The sequence below is a fragment of the Kitasatospora sp. NPDC092286 genome, from assembly GCF_044755565.1.
Lineage (GTDB): Bacteria > Actinomycetota > Actinomycetes > Streptomycetales > Streptomycetaceae > Kitasatospora.
Window position 1 is genome coordinate 16,167 of the sequence record NZ_JBIVRD010000040.1, and the last position, 22,534, is coordinate 38,700.

Genomic DNA, 22,534 nt, shown 5'->3' on the forward strand with positions numbered 1-22,534 from the left:
GAGCCCGCTCAAGTGTCCGTCTTCGACAAGATCCTGCGCGCCGGCGAAGGCAAGATCCTTCGCAAGCTGCAGCGGATTGCTGCCCAGGTCAACTCCATCGAAGAGGACTTCGTCAACCTCACCGACGCCGAGCTGCGCGCGCTGACCGACGAGTACAAGCAGCGGCTCGCTGACGGCGAGACCCTGGACGACATCCTCCCCGAGGCGTTCGCCACCGTCCGTGAGGCCGCCAAGCGCGTGCTCGGCCAGCGGCACTACGACGTCCAGATCATGGGTGGCGCGGCCCTGCACCACGGGTACGTCGCCGAGATGCGGACCGGTGAGGGCAAGACCCTGGTCGGTACCCTCCCGACCTACCTCAACGCGCTGACCGGCAAGGGCGTGCACCTGATCACGGTCAACGACTACCTCGCCGAGCGCGACTCGGAGTGGATGGGCCGGGTGCACCGCTTCCTGGGCCTCGAAGTCGGCGTGATCCTGGGCAGCATGACGCCCGCCGAGCGCAAGCGCCAGTACGGGATGGACATCACGTACGGCACCAACAACGAGTTCGGCTTCGACTACCTGCGCGACAACATGGCCTGGTCGAAGGACGAACTCGTCCAGCGCGGCCACAACTTCGCGGTGGTCGACGAGGTCGACTCGATCCTCATCGACGAGGCCCGTACCCCGCTGATCATCTCCGGCCCGGCGGACCAGGCGACCAAGTGGTACGCCGACTTCGCCAAGCTGGTGCAGCGCCTCAAGATCGACCGCGACTACGAGGTCGACGAGAAGAAGCGCACCGTCGGCGTGCTGGAGGAGGGTGTCTCCCGGGTCGAGGACTACCTCGGCATCGACAACCTCTACGAGTCGGTGAACACCCCGCTGGTCGGCTTCCTGAACAACGCCATCAAGGCGAAGGAGCTGTACAAGGCGGACAAGGACTACGTCGTGATGAACGGCGAGGTCATGATCGTCGACGAGCACACCGGCCGTATCCTCGCCGGCCGCCGCTACAACGAGGGCATGCACCAGGCGATCGAGGCCAAGGAGGGGGTGGAGGTCCAGAACGAGAACCAGACGCTGGCCACCATCACCCTGCAGAACTTCTTCCGCCTCTACGACAAGCTGTCCGGCATGACCGGTACCGGCACCACCGAGGCGGCCGAGTTCCACCAGATCTACAAGCTCGGCGTGGTGCCGATCCCGACCAACCGGACGCCGCTGCGCATCGACCAGCCCGACCTGATCTACAAGTCGGAGCCGGCCAAGTTCGCCGCCGTGGTCGAGGACATCGCCGAGAAGCACGAGAAGGGCCAGCCGGTGCTGGTCGGCACCGTGTCGGTGCAGAAGTCCGAGTACCTGTCGCAGGAGCTGCGCAAGCGCGGCATCCCGCACGAGGTGCTGAACGCCAAGCACCACGAGCGCGAGGCGCAGATCGTCGCGCAGGCCGGCCGCAAGGGCGCCGTCACCGTCGCCACCAACATGGCGGGCCGCGGTACCGACATCATGCTCGGCGGCAACGCCGACCACCTCGCGGCGGCCGAGCTGGCGCAGCGCGGGATCACCCCGGTCGACACCCCGGAGGAGTACGAGAGCGCGTTCCCGGCCGCGCTGGAGAAGGCCAAGGCGTCCGTCAAGGCCGAGCAGGACGAGGTCAAGGAGGCCGGTGGCCTCTACGTTCTCGGCACCGAGCGGCACGAGTCCCGCCGGATCGACAACCAGCTGCGCGGCCGTTCCGGCCGTCAGGGCGACCCGGGCGAGTCCCGCTTCTACCTCTCGCTCGGCGACGACCTGATGCGCCTGTTCAAGGCCGGCATGGTCGAGCGCGTGCTCTCGATGGCCAACGTTCCCGAGGACGTGCCGATCGAGTCCAAGATGGTCACCCGCGCCATCGCCTCCGCGCAGACCCAGGTCGAGCAGCAGAACTTCGAGATCCGCAAGAACGTCCTCAAGTACGACGAGGTGCTGAACCGCCAGCGCGAGGTCATCTACGGCGAGCGCCGCCGCGTGCTGGAGGGCGAGGACCTGCAGGAGCAGGTCGGCCACTTCATGGACGACACCGTCGAGGCGTACGTCAAGGCCGCCACCGGCGAGGGCTTCGAGGACGACTGGGACCTCGACAAGCTCTGGACCGCGCTCAAGCAGCTCTACCCGGTCACCCTTGACCTGGAGGAGCTGGAGGAGGAGGCCGGCGGCGTCGCAGGGCTGACCTCGGAGTTCCTCACCAAGGCCGTCCAGGAGGACATCCAGGCGCAGTACGGCGCCCGCGAGGACCAGCTCGGCGCGGAGATCATGCGTGAGCTGGAGCGCCGGGTCGTCCTCTCGGTGCTGGACCGCCGCTGGCGCGAGCACCTCTACGAGATGGACTACCTCCAGGAGGGCATCGGCCTGCGGGCCATGGCGCAGCGCGACCCGCTGGTCGAGTACCAGCGCGAGGGCTTCGACATGTTCACCGCGATGATGGAGGGCATCAAGGAGGAGTCCGTCGGCTACCTGTTCAACCTGGAGGTCCAGGTCGAGCAGCAGGTCGAGGAGGTGCCGGTCGAGGACGCCGCGGTGGTGCTCGACAAGCTGGAGAAGGACGCCGCCCGTCCCGAGATCAAGGCCAAGGGCCTGGAGGCCCCCAAGCCGCAGCGGCTGCACTACACGGCCCCCTCGGACGAGGTCGGCGGCGGTGTCGTCGAGGGCGACTTCGAGGACCTCGCGCCGGAGGACGAGGGCGACGGGCTCACCCGCGCCGAGCGCCGCAAGGCCGCCAAGTCGGCCAAGGGCCGTCGCCGCAAGGCCTGATCGCAGGCCGCTTCGACGCCACGCAGGGCGCCGCTCCCGTACGGGGGTGGCGCCCTGCGCCGTTGGCGCGGGCGGCGGCGCCGTCAGGGTGCTCACCGGGTCTCCACGGCGGTGCACTGCCACTGTCCGGCCGGCCCGCGCTGCTCCAGCCGGAACGCGACCATGTGGTGCCGGTTGCCGAGATCGACCCGGACGCAGGCCTCGACCGCGTCGGGGGAGGGCGATCGGTCGTGCACCGGTCCGAGGCGGGGCCGGCCGGTGGCGCCGCCGCGACGCAGGGCGCCGGTGCGGACGAGGGCGGCGAGCTGGCCGTAACCGTCCAGGGTGGTGTGGCGCAGCAGCTGGCCGGACGGCCGGGCACCGGTCAGCACCTCGACCAGCTGGTGGGCGAAGCGGGTGGTCAGCGCGGCGCGGGGATCGTGGCCGGGGGCGGCGGAGCAGGCGGCGCGGGGGTGGCGCGGGCGCCGGTCCGCGGGCGGGTGGTGGCCGGTCCGGGCGGCGCAGGCGGACCGGCCGGTGGAGCGCAGATGGTGGTGAGGAGGGGCCTGGAGGCCGGTCCTCGGGGCGGTGGCGGTGCCCGTGGTGGTAGTGGTGCCGGTCGTGGCGGCGGTAGTGGTGGCGGGGGCCTCGGGGGCCGGTAGGGCCGTCGGGGGGACGGGGGTCGCCGGGGTGGTGCGGTGGATCATGGTCCGGTCCTCGTGGGGGGTGGGGGCGGCTGTGGACGGGTCCTTGGTAACGGCGCCCCGCGCGTGGCGGCAACCGGGTTCGCCGCTGCCCGTCGGCCCGCCCGAAAGTTCACCTATCCGGGTGAACTGGCCAATGCAACGACGGGTGACCGGCCCAATCGGACGGGCACGCGGTTGACGTGCGGGGGCAGCCGGGAAGGCACGAAAGGGGACGGTCCGGTACGCCGGACCGGGTGGCGGTCACCCGGGGTGCGCCGTTGCGCCGTCCGGCGGTCGGTGCGCAGGATCGGAGCCGGACCGGGTACCGCGGAGAGAGGACGACAGCGCCCCGACGACGACAGGCGGCCGACATGGCGACACGGGCATCGGCGACAGGGGCCTCCACCGCGGGGGCCCCTGAGGCAGCGGCCACGGGGGCCCGGACCCCGGCGACAGCGGCCGCGGAGGCCCAGGCGGAGGCTCCGGAGAGGCGGACCGGGACGGACGACGGCGCGACGGCCCCGCCCGCCGAGGGCGTGCCCCGGCGCGGCCTGGTCCTGGGCGGCGGCGGGATGCTGGGCGCCGCCTGGACGGTCGGGGCGCTCTGCGCCGTCGAGGAGGCCACCGGCTGGCGGCCGGGCAGCGCCGACGTGCTCCTGGGAACGTCGGCCGGTGCGATCCTCGGCGCGATGCTCGCCGGCGGTGTGGGCGCCGAACAGCTCCGGGACCACCAGCGGGGCCTGCCGGTCACCAGCGGCCCGCTGGCCGGCGCGGCGTTCGACTACGACACGGCGGTCGGCGGCGCGCTGCCGCCGCGCCCACGGGCCGGTATCGGCTCGCCCGGCCTGCTGCGGGACGCCGTCCGGCACCCGCGCGAGTACCCGCTGCTGACCATGGTGTCGGCGATGGCGCCGCACGGCCGCGGCTCACTGGCGTCGGTCGGCGAGCTGGTGCACGGGCTGCACGGCCCGGGCGGCTGGCCGGACGGCTCGGCCCTGCGGGTGGCGGCGGTGGACTACCGCAACGGCCACCGGGTGGTCTTCGGCGACCCGGGCGCGCCGCCCGCCGAGGTCGCCGAGGCGGTGATGGCCTCCTGCGCGATCCCCGGCTGGTTCGTGCCGGTGCGGCTGAACGGCTCCGCGTACGTGGACGGCGGCTGCTGGTCGGCCACCAACGCGGACCTGCTGCTCGGCCGCGCCCTGGACGAGGTCTACGTGCTCGCCCCGATGGCGCTGCGGCTGCACCCGCGCGGGCGGGCCGAACCCGGCCGGGGCACCCTGGCGGCGCTGCGCGAGTGGCGCGCGCGGGACCGTCCGCGTGGTGTGCTGGCCCAGCTGGTCAGCCGCTACCGGCGGGCGGTGACCCGGCAGCTGCTGCGCGAGACCCGGCTGCTGCGGGCGGAGGGTGTCCGGGTGCGGGTGCTCGCGCCGACCCTGGCGGATCTGACGGTGATGGGCCCGAACATGATGGACCCGGCCCGCCGCGGCGCGGTGCTGGAGAGCGCGCTGTGCACCAGCCGGGCGGCCCTGGCGGGCGTGCGGTGAGACGCCCGGCCCGGACCGGACCGGGGGCGCGCGCCGCCGACCGGTGATCACGGGCGTGCTCCGGCGCTTATTCTGGGGGCGCTGGAAGCTGTGCCGCTGGACGAACCGGAGAGTGCCACCGATGCGCGTGTACGTGCCCACCACCCTGAACGGCCTGGCGGCGGCGCACCCGGGCGGCGCCCTGGAGCAGTCCGTGGCGTACGCCGTGACCCCCGCGCTGCGCGAGTGGTACGTCAGCGACGACATCGAGGAGCTGGAGTACGCGGCGCTGAACCGGGCCGCCCAGTCCTCGCTGCGGCTGCTGGCCGCGGAGCCGGACGCGCCGCGCCGCCGGGTGGTGGTGGCGCTCGACGTCGCCGACTCGGCGGTGAAGCCGTTCCCCGGTGACGAGTACCAGGACCAGGCCTCGCTCGGCCGGGTGGTGCTGGCCGGTCCGGTCCGGCTGGCGAAGGCGGCCGCGGTGCACGCGGACGTGGCCGACCAGGAGGTGGTCGCGGACGTCGAGGCGGCGGTGGCGGCCGTGGCGGCGGCCGACGCGGGTGACCAGGACGCCCAGTTCACCGTGGACGGCGCCGAGGACCACGACCTGCTCTGGTTCGCGACCCAGGAGATCCCCGCCCTGCTGGCCTGACCGGCGAGGGCCTGGCCGGGGGAGCCCCTGGGGTGAGCCCCTGGGGTGAGCCCCGGCCTACCGGTGCGGCGGTGACCGGCGTTACCGTTCCCTGCGTGCGCACTCATATCGTCTGGGACTGGAACGGCACGCTCTTCCACGACATGGAGGCGGTGCTCGGCGCGAGCAACGCCGCGTTCGCGACCATCGGCATCGGGCCGATGACCATGGAGGAGTACCGCGAGCAGTACGAGATCCCGATCCCCCGCTTCTACCAGCGGCTGCTCGGCCGGATGCCCTCCGAGGCCGAGTGGCTGCGGCTGGACGACGTGTTCCACGACCGGTACGTGGAGCTGAGCCCGGCCTGCGGCCTGACCGAGGGCGCGCTGGAGCTGCTGAGCGGCTGGCGGGAGGCCGGGCACAGCCAGTCGCTGCTGTCGATGTACAACCACGAGCGGCTGCTGCCGGTGGTCGACACGTTCGGCCTGACCGGCCAGTTCCTGCGGGTGGACGGCCGCAGCGGCCCGTCCGGCGGCCAGAAGGCGCAGCACCTGACCAGGCATCTGGCCGCGCTCGGGGAGCATGTGGACCCGGCCCGTACGGTGCTGATCGGCGACGCGGCGGACGACGCGCTGGCGGCGCTGGGCGTGGGTGCCCACGCGGTGCTGTACACGGGTGGCTCGCACACCCGGGCGAAGCTGGAGCCGGTCGGGGTGCCGGTGGTGGACAGCCTCGCGGAGGCGGTTGAGCTGGCCGGGCGGCTGGCCGGCTGAGGCGGGTCCGGCACCCGCGCGGGCCCGGTGCGGTGGGCGTGGCGTGAACCACGTCCACCGGTGGCGTGTCTGAGCGGGCGAACCGGCCCGTCCCTCGTCAGTCTGGATTGACGCCAGGTCAATCAGTACGACGAGCGGAGCCGCCATGCCCATCGACGCAGTCACCCAGGTCCCGACCCCGGGCAACGAGCCGGTGCGGGGCTACGCGCCCGGCAGCCCGGAGCGGGCCGGGCTGGTGCGCCGGCTGGACGAGCTGGCGGCCGAGCAGATCCCGCTGCCGATGACCATCGGCGGCGAGCAGCGGTTCGGCGGCGGCGAGCGGATCGACGTCGTCCAGCCGCACCACCACGCCGCCAAGCTCGGCGTGCTCGGCAACGCCACCCGGGAGGACGCCCGGGCCGCGGTGGACGCCGCGCTCGCCGCCGGGCGGCAGTGGCGTTCGCTCTCCTTCGACGACCGGGCGGCGGTCTTCCTGCGCGCCGCCGACCTGCTGGCCGGGCCCTGGCGGGACACCCTCAACGCGGCGACCATGCTGGGCCAGTCCAAGACCGCGCAGCAGGCCGAGATCGACTCCGCCTGCGAGCTGATCGACTTCTGGCGGTTCAACGTCGACTTCGCCCGCCGGATCCTGGCCGAGCAGCCGCTCTCCTCACCGGGGGTGTGGAACCGCACCGACCACCGCCCGCTGGAGGGCTTCGTCTACGCGATCACCCCGTTCAACTTCACCGCCATCGCGGGCAACCTGCCGACCGCGCCCGCGCTGATGGGCAACACCGTGGTCTGGAAGCCGGCCCCGACCCAGACGCTGGCCGCGTACTACCTGATGCGGCTGCTGGAGGCGGCCGGGCTGCCGCCCGGGGTGATCAACATGGTGACCGGTGACGGGCAGCAGCTCTCCCCGGTGGCGCTCACCGACCCGGCCCTCGCCGGTCTGCACTTCACCGGCTCCACCGCCACCTTCCAGTCGCTCTGGCAGACCATCGGCGCCAACATCGGCACCTACCGGACGTACCCGCGGATCGTCGGCGAGACCGGCGGCAAGGACTTCCTGCTCGCCCACCGCTCGGCCGACCCGGAGATCCTGAAGACCGCGCTGATCCGCGGCGCCTTCGAGTACCAGGGCCAGAAGTGCTCCGCGCTGTCCCGCGCCTACCTGCCGCGCAGCCTCTGGCAGAAGATCAAGGACGACTTCCTGGCCGAGGTGGACGCGCTGGCCGTCGGCGATGTCACCGACCTGTCCAACTTCATGGGCGCGCTGATCGACCAGCGGGCCTTCGACAAGAACCGCGACGCGATCGACCGGGCCAAGAGCGACCCGACCGTGGAGCTGGCGGCCGGCGGCCAGTACGACGACGCCATCGGCTGGTTCGTCCGCCCGACCGTGCTGGTCTCCTCCGACCACCGCAACGAGATGTTCCGGACCGAGTACTTCGGTCCGGTCCTCGCCGTCCACGTCTACGAGGACGCCCGCTGGGACGACGTCCTCAAGCGGGTCGACGGCGGCGCGCCGTACGGGCTGACCGGCGCGGTGATCGCCCAGGACCGCTACGCGATCGCCCGCGCGGTGGAGGAACTGCGCTTCACCGCGGGCAACTTCTACATCAACGACAAGCCGACCGGCGCGGTGGTCGGCCAGCAGCCGTTCGGTGGCGGCCGGGCCTCGGGCACCAACGACAAGGCGGGCGCCGCGCAGAACCTGCTGCGGTGGACCTCGGCACGCTCCATCAAGGAGACCTTCGTCCCGCCGACCGCCCACGGCTACCCGCATATGGGCTGATGGCGAACATGACGGACCGGTTTGGACATGCTGTCCAGGACGGACGGATCTTCCTGCGGGTTTGCGCCTCCCTGTCCCCTGACACCTTCGTTTCAGCCCGTTAGGCTGGCTGGCGTCGTCGGGTGGTTCCGCAGGCCGAACGTCTCGTCCTACCCGCTGTAAAGGTGTTTCATGCGTGCCATGGAGGCCTTTCAGCCGGGTGGTGGGGCAGGATTGCGAGTGACCCGGCGGTGCGTGTCCATACACCACCGAGTCACGCAACGGCGCGCGACAGGAGCCAAGAAGTCATGCAGACCAAGCTGGACGCAGCCAAGGCCGAACTGCTCAAGAAGGCAGCAGCAGCCGCTGAGAACAGCCAGGTGGGGGGAGCGGCGCCGGGGGAGGGTCTGAGCAACGGCGCTCTGACCGCGTACCTGCACCACTACTACCTCCACACCGCGCCCGAGGACCTGGTCGACCGCGACCCGGTCGACGTGTACGGCGCGGCCGCCTCCCACTACCGCCTCGGTCTCAAGCGCCCCCAGGGCACCGCCGAGGTCCGGGTGCACACCCCCTCGGTGGAGGAGAACGGCTGGTCCTGCGGCCACACCGTGGTCGAGGTCGTCACCGACGACATGCCGTTCCTGGTCGACTCGGTCACCAACGAGCTCTCCCGCCAGGACCGCGCGATCCACGTCGTGATCCACCCGCAGCTCGTGGTCCGCCGTGACATCACCGGCAAGCTGCTGGAGATCCTCGACATCGACGCCTGCGCCCGCAGCCAGGCCGCCGGCACCGAGTGGCCCGCCGACGCGGTGGTCGAGTCGTGGATGCACATCGAGGTCGACCGCGAGACCGACCGCGAGGACCTGCGCGCGATCGAGGCCGACCTGCGCCGCGTGCTCGGCGACGTCCGCGAGGTCGTCGAGGACTGGTCCAAGATGCGCGACTCCGCGCTGCGGCTGGCCGACGAGCTGGCCGAGGAGCCCCCGACCGGGCTGCCCGAGCAGGAGGTCGGCGAGGCCTGGGAGCTGATGCGCTGGCTCGCCGACGACCACTTCACCTTCCTCGGTTACCGCGAGTACGACCTGGTCGAGCACGACGGCGAGGAGGTCCTGCGGGCCGTCGCCGGCACCGGCCTCGGCATCCTGCGCTCCGACCCGTTCACCCGCGACGAGGACCACCACCCGGTCAGCGAGGCCTTCGGCCGGCTCTCCGCGCCGGTGCGCGCCAAGGCCCACGAGAAGAAGCTGCTCGTCCTCACCAAGGCCAACAGCCGCGCCACCGTGCACCGCCCGTCCTACCTCGACTACGTCGGCGTGAAGAAGTTCGACGCCAACGGCGAGGTCATCGGCGAGCGCCGCTTCCTCGGCCTGTTCTCGGCCGCCGCGTACACCGAGTCGGTCAGCCGCATCCCGGTGGTGCGCCGCAAGGTCCAGGACGTCATCGCCAGCTCCGGCTTCTCCACCGAGAGCCACGACGGCCGCGACCTGCTGCAGATCCTGGAGACCTTCCCCCGGGACGAGATCTTCCAGACCCCGGCCGCCGAGCTGCTCCAGATCGCCACCAGCGTGCTCTACCTGCAGGAGCGCCGCCGGCTGCGGCTGTTCCTGCGCCAGGACGAGTACGGGCGCTACTTCTCCGCGATGGTCTACCTGCCGCGCGACCGCTACACCACCCGCATCCGGCTGCGCCTGATGGACATCCTGATGCAGGAGCTCAACGGCGCCTCGATCGACTACACGGTCTGGTCGACGGAGTCGGTGCTGACCCGGCTGCACTTCGTCGTCCGGGTCACCCCGGGCAGCGAACTGCCGCAGCTCACCGACGCCGAGATCGAGCGGATCGAGGGCAAGCTCGCCGAGGCCGCCCGCTTCTGGATGGACGGCTTCAACGACCAGCTGCACATCGAGCTGGGCGAGGAGAAGGCCGCCGAGCTCTCCCGCAAGTACGCCAACGCCTTCCCCGACGGCTACCGCGCCGACTTCACCGCGCGCACCGCCGTCGCCGACCTCAAGCAGATCGAGTCGCTGCACGGCGAGGGCGACTTCCGCCTCAACCTGTACCAGCCGGTCGGCGCGGGCGACGACGAGCGCCGCTTCAAGATCTACCGGGTCGGCGGCCCGATCTCGCTCACCGAGGTCCTGCCGGTCCTCCAGCGGCTGGGCGTCGAGGTGCTCGACGAGCACCCGTACGCGCTGACCCGCTCGGACCACACCACCGCCTGGGTCTACGACTTCGGCCTGCGGCTGCGCGAGGCCGTCGAGCTGACCGACGAGGCTCGCGAGCGCTTCCAGGAGACCTTCGCCGCCACCTGGACCGGCCTGGCCGAGAACGACGGCTTCAACGAGCTGGTCCTCACCGCCGGGCTGACCTGGCGCCAGGCGATGATGCTGCGCGCGTACGCCAAGTACCTGCGCCAGGCGGGTTCCACGTTCTCCCAGGACTACATGGAGGACGCGCTCCGCAACAACACCCACACCACCCGCCTGCTGGTGAACCTCTTCGAGGCCCGGCTGAGCCCCAGCCACCAGCAGGGCTCCGCCGAGCTGACCGAGGGCATCCTGGAGGAGCTGTCCGGCGCGCTGGACGAGGTCGTCTCGCTGGACGAGGACCGCATCCTGCGCTCCTTCCTGCACCTCATCAAGGCCACCCTGCGCACCAACTTCTTCCAGCACGCCGGTGAGCACGGCGAGTGGCACGCGTACGTGTCGATGAAGTTCGACCCGAAGGCCATCCCGGACCTGCCGGCCCCGCGCCCGGCGTTCGAGATCTGGGTGTACTCGCCGCAGGTCGAGGGCGTGCACCTGCGCTTCGGCAAGGTCGCCCGCGGCGGCCTGCGCTGGTCCGACCGGCGTGAGGACTTCCGGACCGAGATCCTCGGCCTGGTCAAGGCGCAGATGGTGAAGAACACCGTCATCGTGCCGGTCGGCGCCAAGGGCGGCTTCGTCGCCAAGCAGCTGCCGGACCCGTCGGTGGACCGGGACGCCTGGATGGCCGAGGGCATCTCGTCCTACAAGACGTTCATCTCGGCGCTGCTGGATGTCACCGACAACCTGGTCGGCGGCGAGGTCGTCCACCCGGCCGACGTGGTCCGCCACGACGAGGACGACACCTACCTGGTCGTCGCCGCCGACAAGGGCACCGCGAGCTTCTCCGACATCGCCAACGGCGTCGCGGAGTCGTACGGCTTCTGGCTGGGCGACGCGTTCGCCTCCGGCGGCTCGGCCGGCTACGACCACAAGGGCATGGGCATCACCGCCCGCGGCGCCTGGGAGTCGGTCAAGCGCAACTTCCGCGAGCTCGGCGTCGACACCCAGACCGAGGACTTCACCGTCGTCGGCATCGGCGACATGTCCGGCGACGTCTTCGGCAACGGCATGCTGCTCAGTGAGCACATCCGCCTGGTCGCCGCCTTCGACCACCGGCACATCTTCCTCGACCCGAACCCGGACGCGGCCGCCTCGTACGCCGAGCGCCGCCGCCTCTTCGAGCTGCCGCGCAGCTCCTGGGACGACTACGACAAGTCGCTGATCTCGGCGGGCGGCGGCGTCTTCCCGCGCAGCGCCAAGTCGATCCAGCTCAGCCCGCAGGCCCGGGCCGTGCTGGGCATCGAGCAGTCCCGGCTCACCCCGGCCGAGCTGATGAAGGCCGTGCTGCAGGCGCCCGTCGACCTGTTCTGGAACGGCGGCATCGGCACCTACGTCAAGGCCTCGGCCGAGACCAACGCCGAGGTCGGCGACAAGGCCAACGACTCCATCCGGGTCAACGGCGAGCAGGTCCGCGCCCGGGTCGTCGGCGAGGGCGGCAACCTCGGCTGCACCCAGCTCGGCCGCATCGAGTACGCCGCGTCCGGCGGGCCCGCGGGCACCGGCGGCTGGATCGACACCGACGCCATCGACAACTCGGCCGGCGTGGACACCTCGGACCACGAGGTCAACATCAAGATCCTGCTCAACCAGGTCGTCGCCGACGGCGACATGACGGTCAAGCAGCGGAACGCGCTGCTCGCCGAGATGACCGACGAGGTCGGCCGCCTGGTGCTGCGCAACAACTACGCGCAGAACGTGGTACTGGCCAACGCCGTCGCCCAGGCGACCAGTATGGTCAACGTCCACTCCCGGATGATCAACCGGCTGGAGCGCCAGGGCCAGCTCGACCGGGCCCTGGAGTTCCTGCCCGCCGAGCGCCAGATCCGCGAGCGCCAGCAGAGCGGCCGCGGCCTGTCGCAGCCCGAGATGGCCGTCCTGCTCGCCTACACCAAGATCACCCTGGCCGAGGAGCTGCTCGCCACCGAGCTGCCCGACGACCCGTTCTTCCGCGCCGCGCTGCACGAGTACTTCCCCAGCGCGCTGCGGGCCCGGTTCGCCGAGGCGATCGACAACCACGCGCTGCGCCGCGAGATCATCACCACGCTGATCGTCAACGACACGATCAACCGCGGCGGCTGCACCTTCGCCTTCAGGCTGAAGGAGGAGACCGGCGCCACGTACGAGGAGATCGCCCGCACGCACACCGCCGCGCGCGCCGTCTTCGGCCTGGAGGAGATCTGGTCCGAGATCGAGGGCCTGGACAACCAGGTCTCCGCTCACGCCCAGACCAAGATGCGGCTGCACTCGCGGCGCCTCGTCGAGCGCGCCACCCGGTGGATGCTCAACAACCGCCGCCAGCCGCTCGACATCGCCGGCACCATCGAGTTCTTCCACGACCGGGTCAACCAGGTCTGGGGCGCGCTGCCCAAGCCGCTCCGCGGCGACGACCTGGCCTGGTACGAGTCCGTCTACAACGAGCTCGTCGGAGCCGGCGTGCCGGAGGCGCTCGCCACCCGGGTCGCGGGTCTCTCCTCGACCTTCCCGACCCTGGACATCACCGAGGTCGCGGACCGTTCCGGCAAGGACGTCGCCGAGGTCGCCGAGCTCTACTACGACCTCGCCGACCGCCTCCAGATCACCCACCTGCTCGACCGCATCATCGAACTGCCGCGCACCGACCGCTGGTCGTCGATGGCCCGGGCCGCCATCCGCGAGGACCTCTTCGCGGCCCACGCGGCGCTGACCGCCGACATCCTGGCCTGCGGCCCCGAGGGCGCCACCCCCGAGGAGCGCTACAGCGCCTGGGCGGAGCTCAACGGCACGCTGCTGAACCGGGCGAAGAGCACCCTCGACGACATAAGGGGTTCGGACAACTACGAGCTGTCCAGCCTGTCGGTGGCCATGCGCGTCATCCGCACCCTGCTCCGCACGGGTTCGATGCGCTGACGGAACCGGTGGAACGGCGGGCCCGCGTCTTCGGACGCGGGCCCGCCGCCGTATGCGGGGGCCCTGGCGGCCGGAGGCGGCGGCTGAGCCGGGGCCGCAGGGTGATGCCGCGATCACCCTGCGCGTGAACCGGTTCGTGGCCTGGGTGTGACGTGCGGGTTGACGCCGTGTCACAATGTTCGGCATTTCTCTGCCGGGGTGGCGGCAGGGGGCGGAGTTTTGCCCCAACTGCCCTGTTTGACAGCTGTTCTGGCATGCCGGGAGTTGCAGTAGGCTAACTCCGCGATAGGCGTTGCCGCAGGTCTCGTACCGGAAGAGCTCCACCGACGTGATGAAACAACAGGTGTCTTTCGAAGGGGCTAGGCCGCCAGTCCCATTCGCGCAGGGCGGTCCGGAGCCGTTCCTGACGCGATGCCACCTGAAGAGAGTTTCATGACGTCATTTGTGCAGGAACCCTTTTTCTGGGTCTTTATCGTGGTGGTGCTCGCAGCCGTCGGGGCCGCCCTCCAGGCCCGCAGGACGAATCTCGCCCTGCGTAGGAGAAACGTTTCCCTAGAGGAGGCGAGCTCCCTGGCGCAGCGTCAGCGCGACGACCTGAGCGCACTGAACGCACGTCTGCAGGGCCAGTACGCGGCCGAGCTGGCGGAGGTCCGCCGGGACGCCGAGGAGGACACCAAGGCCGTCCTCAAGGCGGCGATGCGGACGCTGCAGGGCCTGGCCGACGAGCAGCAGATCGTCATCGAGAAGGTGCAGCGGAAGTACGGCAACAGCCCGCAGATCCTGGCCGACCTGATGCTGGTCGACCACGCGAACAGCCAGTTCGGCCGTCGCTCCCAGGGCATCGCGGTGCTCTGCGGCGGCTGGCTGGGCCGCAGGGAGAGCGTCGCCTCGGTCTACGACGTGGCCCGCAGCGCCCAGGGCCGGATCCGGCACTTCGACCGGGTGCGGATCCACTCCCGGGTCAGCGTCTCGCTCGCCAGCAAGGTGGTCGAGCCGGTCGCCGTCGTGCTGGCCGAGCTGCTGGCCAACGCCACCAACTACTCCGCCCCGGACACCCCGGTGGAGATCAGCGTCCAGGCCGTCCCGACCGGCGTCTGCCTGATCATCGACGACGCCGGCCTCGGGATGGGGCAGGAGGAGAAGGACCGCGCGGCCGCGCTGCTGAACCCGGGCGCGCCGATCAGCCTCACCAGCCTGGGCAACCCCCCGAAGTTCGGCTTCGCCGTCTCCGGCATGCTGGCCGCCCGCTACGGCTTCCGCGTCTCCGTCGACTCGGTCTCCCCGTACGGCGGCGTGCGGGCCGTGGTGCTCCTGCCGACCGAGCTGCTCAGCAGCGAGGTCGCGCCCATGGCGGCCCCCGAGCGCGGCGAGTACCAGGGCGAGCCCGCGGAGCAGCCCTTGCCGGTCCGGGGGCAGGCCCCCGGGCAGCGGCTCGCGTCGTTGCCCGAGCCGGCCCCGGCCACCCTCGCCCCGGTCCCCCCGGCCACCCTGTCCCCGGTAGCCGCGGCCCCGGAGCCGGCGGAACCGGAGATGACGGCGGACGGACGGCTGCCCCGGCGCCGCCGCCAGCGCACCGTCTCGGTGGTCCCGCACCCGCAGGACTCCGGCCGCGTCGACGAGCCGGTGCGGACCACCGGCCAGGAGACGGCGTCCCGCCTCGGCGCGTTCCAGCGCGGGACGCTCTCCGGGCGCAACACCATGACCACGGAAGGAACCGAGAACCAGTGAGCCCTGATCTGTCCTGGGTGCTCAACGATGTACTCCAGGTGCCCGGTGCCCGGCACGCCATTCTGGTCTCCGCCGACGGCCTCCTGCTCGAACGGTCCAGCGGGATCGGCCGTGACGAGGCGGAGACCAACGCCGCCGCGATGAGCTCGATGCAGTCGCTGAGCCGGGCGGTCGCCCCGTTCGTCGGCGGCAGTGGCGGGACCTGGCGCCAGACCCTCCTGGAGTACGACCACGGCTGGATCTTCCTGATCGCGGCCGGCAGCGGAGCCTACCTCGCGGCCTCCACCGCCTCCGACGTCGACATGGAGGCGATGTCCTTCCGGATGCAGCAGCAGGTGGGCGCGCTCGGCCGGGCGATGACCGCGGCGCCGCGCCAGAGTACGCACAGCGGGTCATGACGGTGCCCGGCGAGGAGCAGCGGGTGGCCGGCGGTTTCATACGCTCCTATGTCATCACCGGCGGCCGTGAGTTACCGAGTGCGGACGATCTCTCCCTGATCACCCTGGTCACCGTCGCTCCCGAGCAGGAACTCCCGGCCCTGCCGAGCCCGGAGACCGTGGCGATCTGGGAACTGTGCTCCGGCGGCTACCTCTCGGTGGCGGAGGTCTCGGCCCGTCTGGGGCTGCCGGTGGGGGTGGTGAGGCTGCTGCTGACGGACCTGATCCGCGAGGGACGGCTGCTGCGCCGGGCGACCCCGCCGCCGGCCCAGGCCCCGGATCCGAGACTCCTAGAGAAGGTACTGCATGGACTTCAACGCCGGTTCGCCTGAGGACATCTACGTCCCGGGCGCGGTGACGACCGCTGTCAAGATCCTGGTCGTGGGGCACTTCGCGGTCGGCAAGACCACGCTGATCGGCGCCCTGTCGGAGATCGCCCCGCTGAGCACCGAGGAGAAGATGACGCAGGCGTCCACCCGCGTCGACGACCTCCGGGGGGTGCCGGACAAGAAGACCACGACCGTCGCCCTGGACTTCGGCCGGCTGACGCTCGGCGACGACCTGGTGCTGTACCTGTTCGGCACGCCGGGCCAGCAGCGCTTCATGCAGCTCTGGGAGGACATGGCGCGGGGGGCGCTGGGCGCGCTGCTGCTGGCCGACCCGACCCGCCTCTCGGACACGTTCCCGGTCATCGACCTGATCGAGCAGTACGGCCTGGAGTACGCCGTGGCGGTCAACAGCTTCGACCGGCAGAGCGACTACACCGAGGACGAACTGCGCGAGGCGCTCGACCTGCTGCCGCACACGCCGGTGGTGTTCTGCGACGCGCGGGACCAGCGGTCGTCGGCCGACGCCCTGCTGACCCTCGTTCGGCACCTGCTCGAACGCGCCTCCTGACCTTCTCCTCCCGTCACCGTCCCCCGGGGCCGCACCCGCCCGGGGCCACTTCCAAGGAACGACCCATGGAATCTCCGCAGCGACCCGCCCCGCAGTCGCCTCCCCCGGGCTGCCCGATGCACGGTGGGCGCACACCGCTGTACGGGGAGATGTTCTCGTCCGACCCCGGCGTGGTCTACGACCAGCTGCGCGCCCACGGTCCCGCCGCCCCGGTGGAGCTGTCCCCGGGCGTGGAGGCCACCCTGGTCACCTCGCACGAGGCCGCCCTGCGGGTGCTGCAGAACCCGGGGCTGTTCGCCCGGGACTCCCGGCGATGGGCGGCGCTGAACGAAGGACGGGTGCCGCTGGACAGCCCCGTCCTGCCGATGATGTTCTACCGGCCCAACTGCCTCTTCACGGACGGCACCGAGCACCTGCGGCTCCGCAAGGCCGTCATCGAGAGCCTGGAGCGGCTCAACGACAACCGGCTCAACCGGCACGTCGAGCGGATCGCCGGCTACCTGATCGACCAGTTCAGCCCGCTGGGCCGGGCCGACCTGCTCAACGACTACGCCAAGCTGCTGCCGCTGCTGCTGTTCAACCAGCTCTTCGGCTGCCCGGCCGACATCGGCGACCGGCTGACCCGCAGCATGTCCGCGCTCTTCGACGGCCTGGACGTGATCCAGGCCAACGAGGAGCTGAACGCCTGCCTGATGGACCTGGTCGCGCTGAAGCGCCGTCAGCCGGGCGACGACATCACCTCGTGGCTCGTCCAGCACCCGGCCGGCCTGCGCGACGAGGAGCTCAAGGACCAGCTGGTCATGCTGATGGGCGCCGGCGTCGAGCCCGAGCGCAACCTGATAGGCAACGCGCTGCTCCTGCTGCTGTCCGGTGAGAACGCGGACGGCGGCTCCGGTCTGCGCATCGAGGACGCCCTCGACGACGTGCTGTGGAACAACCCGCCGATCGCCAACTACGCGACGCACTTCCCGATGCAGGACGTCGAGGTGGGCGGGGTCCGGATGGCCGCGGACAGCCCGGTGGTGATCAGCTTCGCCGCCGCCAACAGCGACCCCGTGCTGACGGACGCCCGGCTGACCCTCAGCAAGGGCGCTCATCTGGCCTGGGGCGCCGGCCCGCACGCCTGCCCGGCCAAGTCCCCGGCCCAGCTGATCGCCCTGACCGCGATCGAGTGCCTGCTCAACGCGCTCCCGGACGTCACGCTCGCCGTGCCCGCGCAGAGCCTGGAGTGGCGGCCGGGCCCCTTCCAGCGCGGACTGGTCTCGCTGCCGGTGCGGTTCAGCCCGACGTCCGCCCGTACCCCGGGGCCGGGTACGGGCGCCGCCCCGAACGGGCCGGCCGCCTGGCCGACCGCCGCCCCCGAGACGCCGCACCAGCAGGCCGCCGCACCCGCCGCCGGCCGGGCCCCGGGCAAGCACAAGGGGTGGTGGAGCTCCTTCCTGGACGTCTTCCGGCTCTGACCGGAGGCCGGATTCCGGGCAACCGCCGTGAGGCGAACGGAATCCGGCGCCTCCGGAGCACGTGACGGGAGCAACACGGATCGACGCTTGAGCGCGGTGGGGCTGGGTAGATCGCCGCCGTACTGCCCGCCCGTGCAAGGAGCCCCGTGTGACCGCCATGTTGGAAGCCCGCCCCGGGAACCCGGAGTGCCGCGCTGGAACCGTCGACCGCCGCGCCGCGGTGCCGCTGCTGCGGCGGCTGCGGTCGGCCGAGGGGCTCGCCTGCCCGGTCCCGGTCTACGACGAGCTGCGGGCGATGGGCGATCTCGTCCCGGCGCCCTGGGGCGGGTACCTCGTCACCGGCTACGACGCGTGCAACCAGGTCCTGCGCGGCAGGACCTGGCTCGTCCCCGACTTCGCCTGGCAGGAGCGGCAGACCGACAGCGAGCGCTGGCACGCCGTCGCCACCCAGGAGATGAGCGGGACCCTCTCCCGGCTCAACGCCCCCGACCACACCCGGCAGCGGCACAGCCTCGGGAACCTCTTCGACCGGCAGACCATCCAGGCCATGGCGCCGCACATCGAGGCCGACGTCGCCGGGTTGCTCGACCGCCTGGCCGAGCGAATACGTGTGGACGGTGAGGCGGACCTGGCCGCCGTGGTCAGCGAGCGGCTGCCGATCAACACCGTCGGGCGCTGGCTGGACATCGCGCCGGAGGACTACGCGCACATCCTGGAGATGACCCACAACCAGGTGCACGCCCAGGAACTCCTGCCCACCAAGAGCCAGCTGGCGATCTCCGAGGCGGCGACCCTCCAGCTGCGCCGGTACTTCAACGGCCTCGTCCGGGAGCGCCGCGACAACCCGGGCGACGACGTGATCTCCGGCTGGATCCGCACCTGGGACGCGCTGGAGTCCGACCGCGAGGCCACCGACCGGATCATCTACCAGCTCACCATGTTCGTCACCATCGCCTCACTGGAGACCACGGCGACGCTGCTCTCCTCGCTGGTGTGGTCGCTGCTCCGGTCCCCCGGTTCGTGGGACTGGCTGCGGGCCCGGCCGGAGCACATCGACGACGCGATCGAGGAGGCGCTGCGCTACGATCCGCCGATCCGCCTCAACAGCCGCGTCGCGGGCGAGGACACCGTGCTGTCCGGGGTGCTCGTCCCCAAGGACACCATGGTCCACGTGATGTACGGCGCGGCCAACCACGATCCGCGCCGCAACCCGGACCCGCACACCTTCGACATCCTCCGCAAGGGCTCCCACATCGCCTTCGGCGGCGGCGCCCACTACTGCCTCGGCGCGGGTCTGGCCAGGCTGGAGGCGCGCACCCTGCTCGGCCAGTTGCTGGAGCGCTTCCCGACCCTGCGGGCGGTGAGCCCTCCCGAGTACGCGCCCCGGATGGTCTTCCATCGGGTGACGTCCCTGAGAGTTGCCGCATGAACGTTTCTCCGCACGCGGCTCAGCACCCCCCGTACACGCAGCACCCCCCGTACCCCTCGCACCCTCCGGCGTTCGGGGCCTGGTATCCGCAGCCCGGTGCCGCCCCCGTCCCGGTGGCGCCCCGTACGGTCCGCGCCGAACTCCAGGGGCCGGTGCTGTACGTCGAGCTGGACAGCCCCGAGACCGGAAACGCCGTCACCTCGGCCATGCTGGACGAACTCCTCGCCCTCCTCGCCGCACCGGACCCGGCGGTACGCGTCGTCGTCCTGTCCGGCGCCGGCCCGGACTTCTGCCTCGGCGGCGACCGCGAAGAGCTCGGCGCCACCCTCGGCGAGGACCCCACCGGCGGCGGCATCCGGAGCTACGGCAGCAAGGCCCGCCGGGTCTGCGAGGCCATCACCAACAGCCCCGCCGTCACCATCGCGCGGGTCCAGGGCCGGGCGATCGGCGCCGGCTTCGCCCTGGCCCTCGCCTGCGATCTGCGGGTCGGTGCCGACACTGCCGGCTTCCGGCTGCCCGAACTCGCCCTCGGCCTGCCCGTCGCCTGGGGCGGTCTGCTGCCCCGCCTCCTCCACGAGGTCGGCGCGGCCCGCGCCCGCGAGATCATCTTCACCGGTCGCCCGGTCGGTGCCGCGGAGGCCCACGGCCTCTCCATCCTGCAGCGGGTCGTCCCCGAGCAGGACCTGGACCAGGCCGTGGCCGAGTGGGCCAGGCCCATCGCGCGCCGCCCCGAAGCCGCCCTGCGGGTCACCAAGACCCTGCTCAACTCCCATGCGGCGGCGACCCGGCTGGCCGACACCTCCGTCCTCGACGCCGAGCTGATGGCCTCGGTCCTCGCCGCCGCGCACTACACCCGCGGGCTCGCCACCGCGCCCCCGACCGCCTGACCCACCGTCGCTTCCGCTTCGCTCCGCGTCCTTGTGCGAGCGGAGACCGACCACTCGCGTGGTGACGGACGAGGGCGGGGCCGTGGTGACCACCGCGGCTCCGCCCTCGGGCGTATCGGGCGGAGGAGACCGAACCCTTCACCGCCGACGCCTGGTCGGCGTTGGCCGCGGGGGCCGTGCCGGGGAGTTGCCCGGAGGCTGCTGACGCGCCACGGCTTCGTTTCGCGCGCCCCCGGCCGGCGGTGGCCGGGGGCGCGCTTTGGGCGGCCGAACGAGGGTGGGTCGGGCAGTGGTTCAGCGCACTGACGCCTTGTCGGCAAGGCCCGTTCGTATGCGTGAACCCGGTGGAGGCCGGCCGCCCGGGTTCGGTACGGTGGCCTGCGGAAAGAGGGGGGAAGATCACCTTGGGGAAGACGCGCACCAGGCGCATGGCGGGAACCGTACTGTCCGTGGCGCTGGTCAACCGGAGCGCGTACTGCTCCTGAGCGGCCGAGCGGGAAAGCGGTTCTGCCCCGGCCTCGGCCGGGGCAGAACCGTTTCTGTCTGGCACCGTGCCTTCGGGAACCCCCGGGCCGGTGCGGACAGGTGGGAGTGTGGAGCTGTCACTGCGGGGTCGGTTGCGAAGTGGGGACCAGTGGGCTTTCAGGGAGGTGTTCGACGAGGCGGCGGGGGACCTGTACCGGTACGCGGTGCGGGTGTCGGGGGACTGGGCGGTGGCCGAGGACGTCGTCCAGTTGACGTTCCTGGAAGCGTGGCGGCTGCGCGGCACCCTGCGCGAGGAAGGCGGCCCGGTCCGGCCCTGGCTGTTCGGGATCACGGCGAACGTGCTGCGCAACACCGCCCGGGCGGCCCGGCGGCACCGTGAGGCGTTGGCGCGGATGCCGGCCCGGGAGGTGGTGCCGGACTTCGCCGACGAGTTGGTGGGCCGACTCGACGACGGCGCGCAGCTCGCGGCGGCGAAGCGGGCGCTGCGCAGGCTCCGGAAGGCGGAGCGGGACGTCTTCACGCTCTGCGTCTGGGCGGGGCTGGACTACGTGAGCGCCGCGGAGGCGCTGGGGGTGCCGGTCGGCACGGTGCGTTCGCGGCTCTCGCGCGCCCGCGTCAGGCTGCGCGCGCTGGCGGACGAGGAACTGTGCGGTGGGCGGGAACCCGATGCGGGTGGCGGACAGGTACCGGGTGGCCGCGCTGACGTGGCCCGGTCGATACGGGAGACGAACCGATGAACGAGGACGAACGCGTCGAGCTGGTCCGGCTGCTGCCGCCGCCCGCGCGGCCCGAGCTCTCCGCCGACCGCCACCGGCTGTTGAGGGGACATCTGATGAGCGAGCTGCGGGAACAACCGGTCCGCGTTCGGCGCGGCCGGCCCGGCCGGGTGGCCGTGCCCGCCCTGGCGGGCGGCCTGGCGCTGGCGCTGGTGCTGACCGGCGGGGGCTCCGCCAGTGGACCGGACCGATCGCAGGCACCGCAGGCACCGCAGGCCCGGCCGTCGGCCGGGTCCGCCCCGCTGAACGCGGCGCCGGTCGCGGCGGTACGGCTGCTGAACCAGGCGGCGGACGCGGCGGACCGGGCGCAGGACACCACCCCGAGAGGGGACCAGTTCGTCTATGTGAAGAGCGTCCAGACGTACCCCTCGATCGACGAGGCGACCGGCGAGGCGACGAAGGGCACGCCGCAGAACCGGGAGATCTGGCGCTCCGTCGACGGCAGCCGCTGGGGCCTGCTGGTCATGGACGGCCAGCGGCGGCCCACCGGGCAGGACCTGAAGGACCCGCACGCGCGGCCGGACGAGCCCGCGCCGCACCCGCTGGGCGGTGGCTGGCTGGAGCCGACGCCAGGCAACACCGGACCGAGCGGCTACGCCTACGCCGCCGCGCTGCCGACCGACCCGGACCAGCTGCTGGCGAAGCTCAAGGCGGACACCAAGGGGCAGGGGCCGGGCCCGGACCAGGAGGCCTTCGCCACCATCGGTGACATCCTGCGCGAGCAGCTGGTGCCGTCGCCGGTGCGGGCGGCCCTCTACCGGGCCGCCGCGCGGATCCCCGGGGTCACCGTGGTGGACGAGGTGACCGACGCGGTCGGTCGGCAGGGTGTCGCGGTCGCTCGGCTGGACTCCGGGGGGGTGGTCGAGACGCAGTGGATCTTCGACCGGAGCAGCTTCGAGTTCCTTGGTGAGCGCACGGTGGCGGTCAAGGACGACGGCTCCTGGAGGAAGGGGGAGGTCACCGGACAGACAACGATCCTCGGCCGGGCGGTGGTCGACCAGGTGGGCGACCGGCCGTAGCGGGCCCGGCAGAGCGCTGTGGGGCCCGGTGGAA

General features: G+C 72.0%; 16 protein-coding genes. 15 read left to right on the plus strand and 1 reads right to left on the minus strand.

Going from position 1 to position 22,534, the window contains the following annotated elements; all coding sequences use genetic code 11:
• Positions 1 to 12 precede the first annotated feature (12 nt).
• Complete coding sequence (secA, locus tag ACIQIB_RS31250; protein WP_400762122.1) at positions 13 to 2,775, plus strand: preprotein translocase subunit SecA; 2,763 nt, start codon at positions 13 to 15, stop codon at positions 2,773 to 2,775.
• Between the two features lie 92 nt (positions 2,776 to 2,867).
• Here secA and ACIQIB_RS31255 read toward each other — a convergent pair whose 3' ends face one another.
• On the minus strand, positions 2,868 to 3,461 hold the full coding sequence (locus ACIQIB_RS31255; RefSeq protein ID WP_400762124.1) for an Rv3235 family protein: 594 nt from the start codon (positions 3,459 to 3,461) through the stop codon (positions 2,868 to 2,870).
• Between the two features lie 350 nt (positions 3,462 to 3,811).
• Between ACIQIB_RS31255 and ACIQIB_RS31260 the strand changes: the two genes are divergently transcribed.
• The 14 genes from ACIQIB_RS31260 (at position 3,812) to ACIQIB_RS31325 (ending at position 22,500) form a co-directional block, all read left to right on the plus strand.
• Positions 3,812 to 4,984 carry a patatin-like phospholipase family protein gene (locus ACIQIB_RS31260; protein WP_400762126.1) on the plus strand — a complete coding sequence of 391 codons (1,173 nt, stop codon included), beginning with the start codon at positions 3,812 to 3,814 and terminating at the stop codon, positions 4,982 to 4,984.
• Positions 4,985 to 5,105: 121 nt separating this feature from the next.
• Positions 5,106 to 5,615, plus strand: a complete 510-nt coding sequence (locus tag ACIQIB_RS31265) for a DUF6912 family protein (protein WP_363611606.1) — start codon at positions 5,106 to 5,108, stop codon at positions 5,613 to 5,615.
• A gap of 95 nt (positions 5,616 to 5,710) precedes the next feature.
• Positions 5,711 to 6,367, plus strand: a complete 657-nt coding sequence (locus ACIQIB_RS31270; protein WP_363611607.1) for an HAD family hydrolase — start codon at positions 5,711 to 5,713, stop codon at positions 6,365 to 6,367.
• Positions 6,368 to 6,518: 151 nt separating this feature from the next.
• Entirely contained in the window at positions 6,519 to 8,144 is a 1,626-nt protein-coding gene (gene pruA, locus ACIQIB_RS31275) for an L-glutamate gamma-semialdehyde dehydrogenase (RefSeq protein ID WP_400762155.1), read from the plus strand.
• 287 nt (positions 8,145 to 8,431) lie between these two features.
• A complete protein-coding gene (locus ACIQIB_RS31280) occupies positions 8,432 to 13,381 on the plus strand; it encodes an NAD-glutamate dehydrogenase (RefSeq protein WP_400762127.1) in 4,950 nt (1,649 codons plus the stop codon).
• Positions 13,382 to 13,813: 432 nt separating this feature from the next.
• Positions 13,814 to 15,109, plus strand: a complete 1,296-nt coding sequence (locus ACIQIB_RS31285) for an ATP-binding protein (RefSeq protein WP_400762129.1) — start codon at positions 13,814 to 13,816, stop codon at positions 15,107 to 15,109.
• A complete protein-coding gene (locus ACIQIB_RS31290; protein ID WP_363611613.1) occupies positions 15,106 to 15,507 on the plus strand; it encodes a roadblock/LC7 domain-containing protein in 402 nt (133 codons plus the stop codon). The genes ACIQIB_RS31285 and ACIQIB_RS31290 overlap by 4 nt, the downstream gene beginning before the upstream one ends.
• Complete coding sequence (locus ACIQIB_RS31295) at positions 15,504 to 15,878, plus strand: DUF742 domain-containing protein (RefSeq protein WP_363611615.1); 375 nt, start codon at positions 15,504 to 15,506, stop codon at positions 15,876 to 15,878. The genes ACIQIB_RS31290 and ACIQIB_RS31295 overlap by 4 nt, the downstream gene beginning before the upstream one ends.
• Positions 15,853 to 16,443 (plus strand): ATP/GTP-binding protein, encoded by a 591-nt coding sequence (locus ACIQIB_RS31300; RefSeq protein ID WP_363611617.1) that lies wholly within the window; start codon positions 15,853 to 15,855, stop codon positions 16,441 to 16,443. The genes ACIQIB_RS31295 and ACIQIB_RS31300 overlap by 26 nt, the downstream gene beginning before the upstream one ends.
• A gap of 65 nt (positions 16,444 to 16,508) precedes the next feature.
• The gene (locus tag ACIQIB_RS31305) at positions 16,509 to 17,903 is read left to right on the plus strand and encodes a cytochrome P450 (RefSeq protein ID WP_400762131.1); all 1,395 of its coding nucleotides are present in this window, start codon (positions 16,509 to 16,511) and stop codon (positions 17,901 to 17,903) included.
• A 295-nt stretch (positions 17,904 to 18,198) separates the two neighbouring features.
• The gene (locus tag ACIQIB_RS31310; RefSeq protein WP_363611667.1) at positions 18,199 to 19,332 is read left to right on the plus strand and encodes a cytochrome P450; all 1,134 of its coding nucleotides are present in this window, start codon (positions 18,199 to 18,201) and stop codon (positions 19,330 to 19,332) included.
• On the plus strand, positions 19,329 to 20,219 hold the full coding sequence (locus ACIQIB_RS31315; protein WP_363611621.1) for an enoyl-CoA hydratase/isomerase family protein: 891 nt from the start codon (positions 19,329 to 19,331) through the stop codon (positions 20,217 to 20,219). The genes ACIQIB_RS31310 and ACIQIB_RS31315 overlap by 4 nt, the downstream gene beginning before the upstream one ends.
• Positions 20,220 to 20,824: 605 nt before the next feature.
• Complete coding sequence (locus ACIQIB_RS31320) at positions 20,825 to 21,442, plus strand: RNA polymerase sigma factor (protein WP_400658983.1); 618 nt, start codon at positions 20,825 to 20,827, stop codon at positions 21,440 to 21,442.
• Positions 21,439 to 22,500, plus strand: coding sequence for a CU044_5270 family protein (locus ACIQIB_RS31325; protein ID WP_400762133.1), 1,062 nt, complete (start codon positions 21,439 to 21,441; stop codon positions 22,498 to 22,500). The genes ACIQIB_RS31320 and ACIQIB_RS31325 overlap by 4 nt, the downstream gene beginning before the upstream one ends.
• The last annotated feature ends 34 nt before the right edge of the window (positions 22,501 to 22,534 follow it).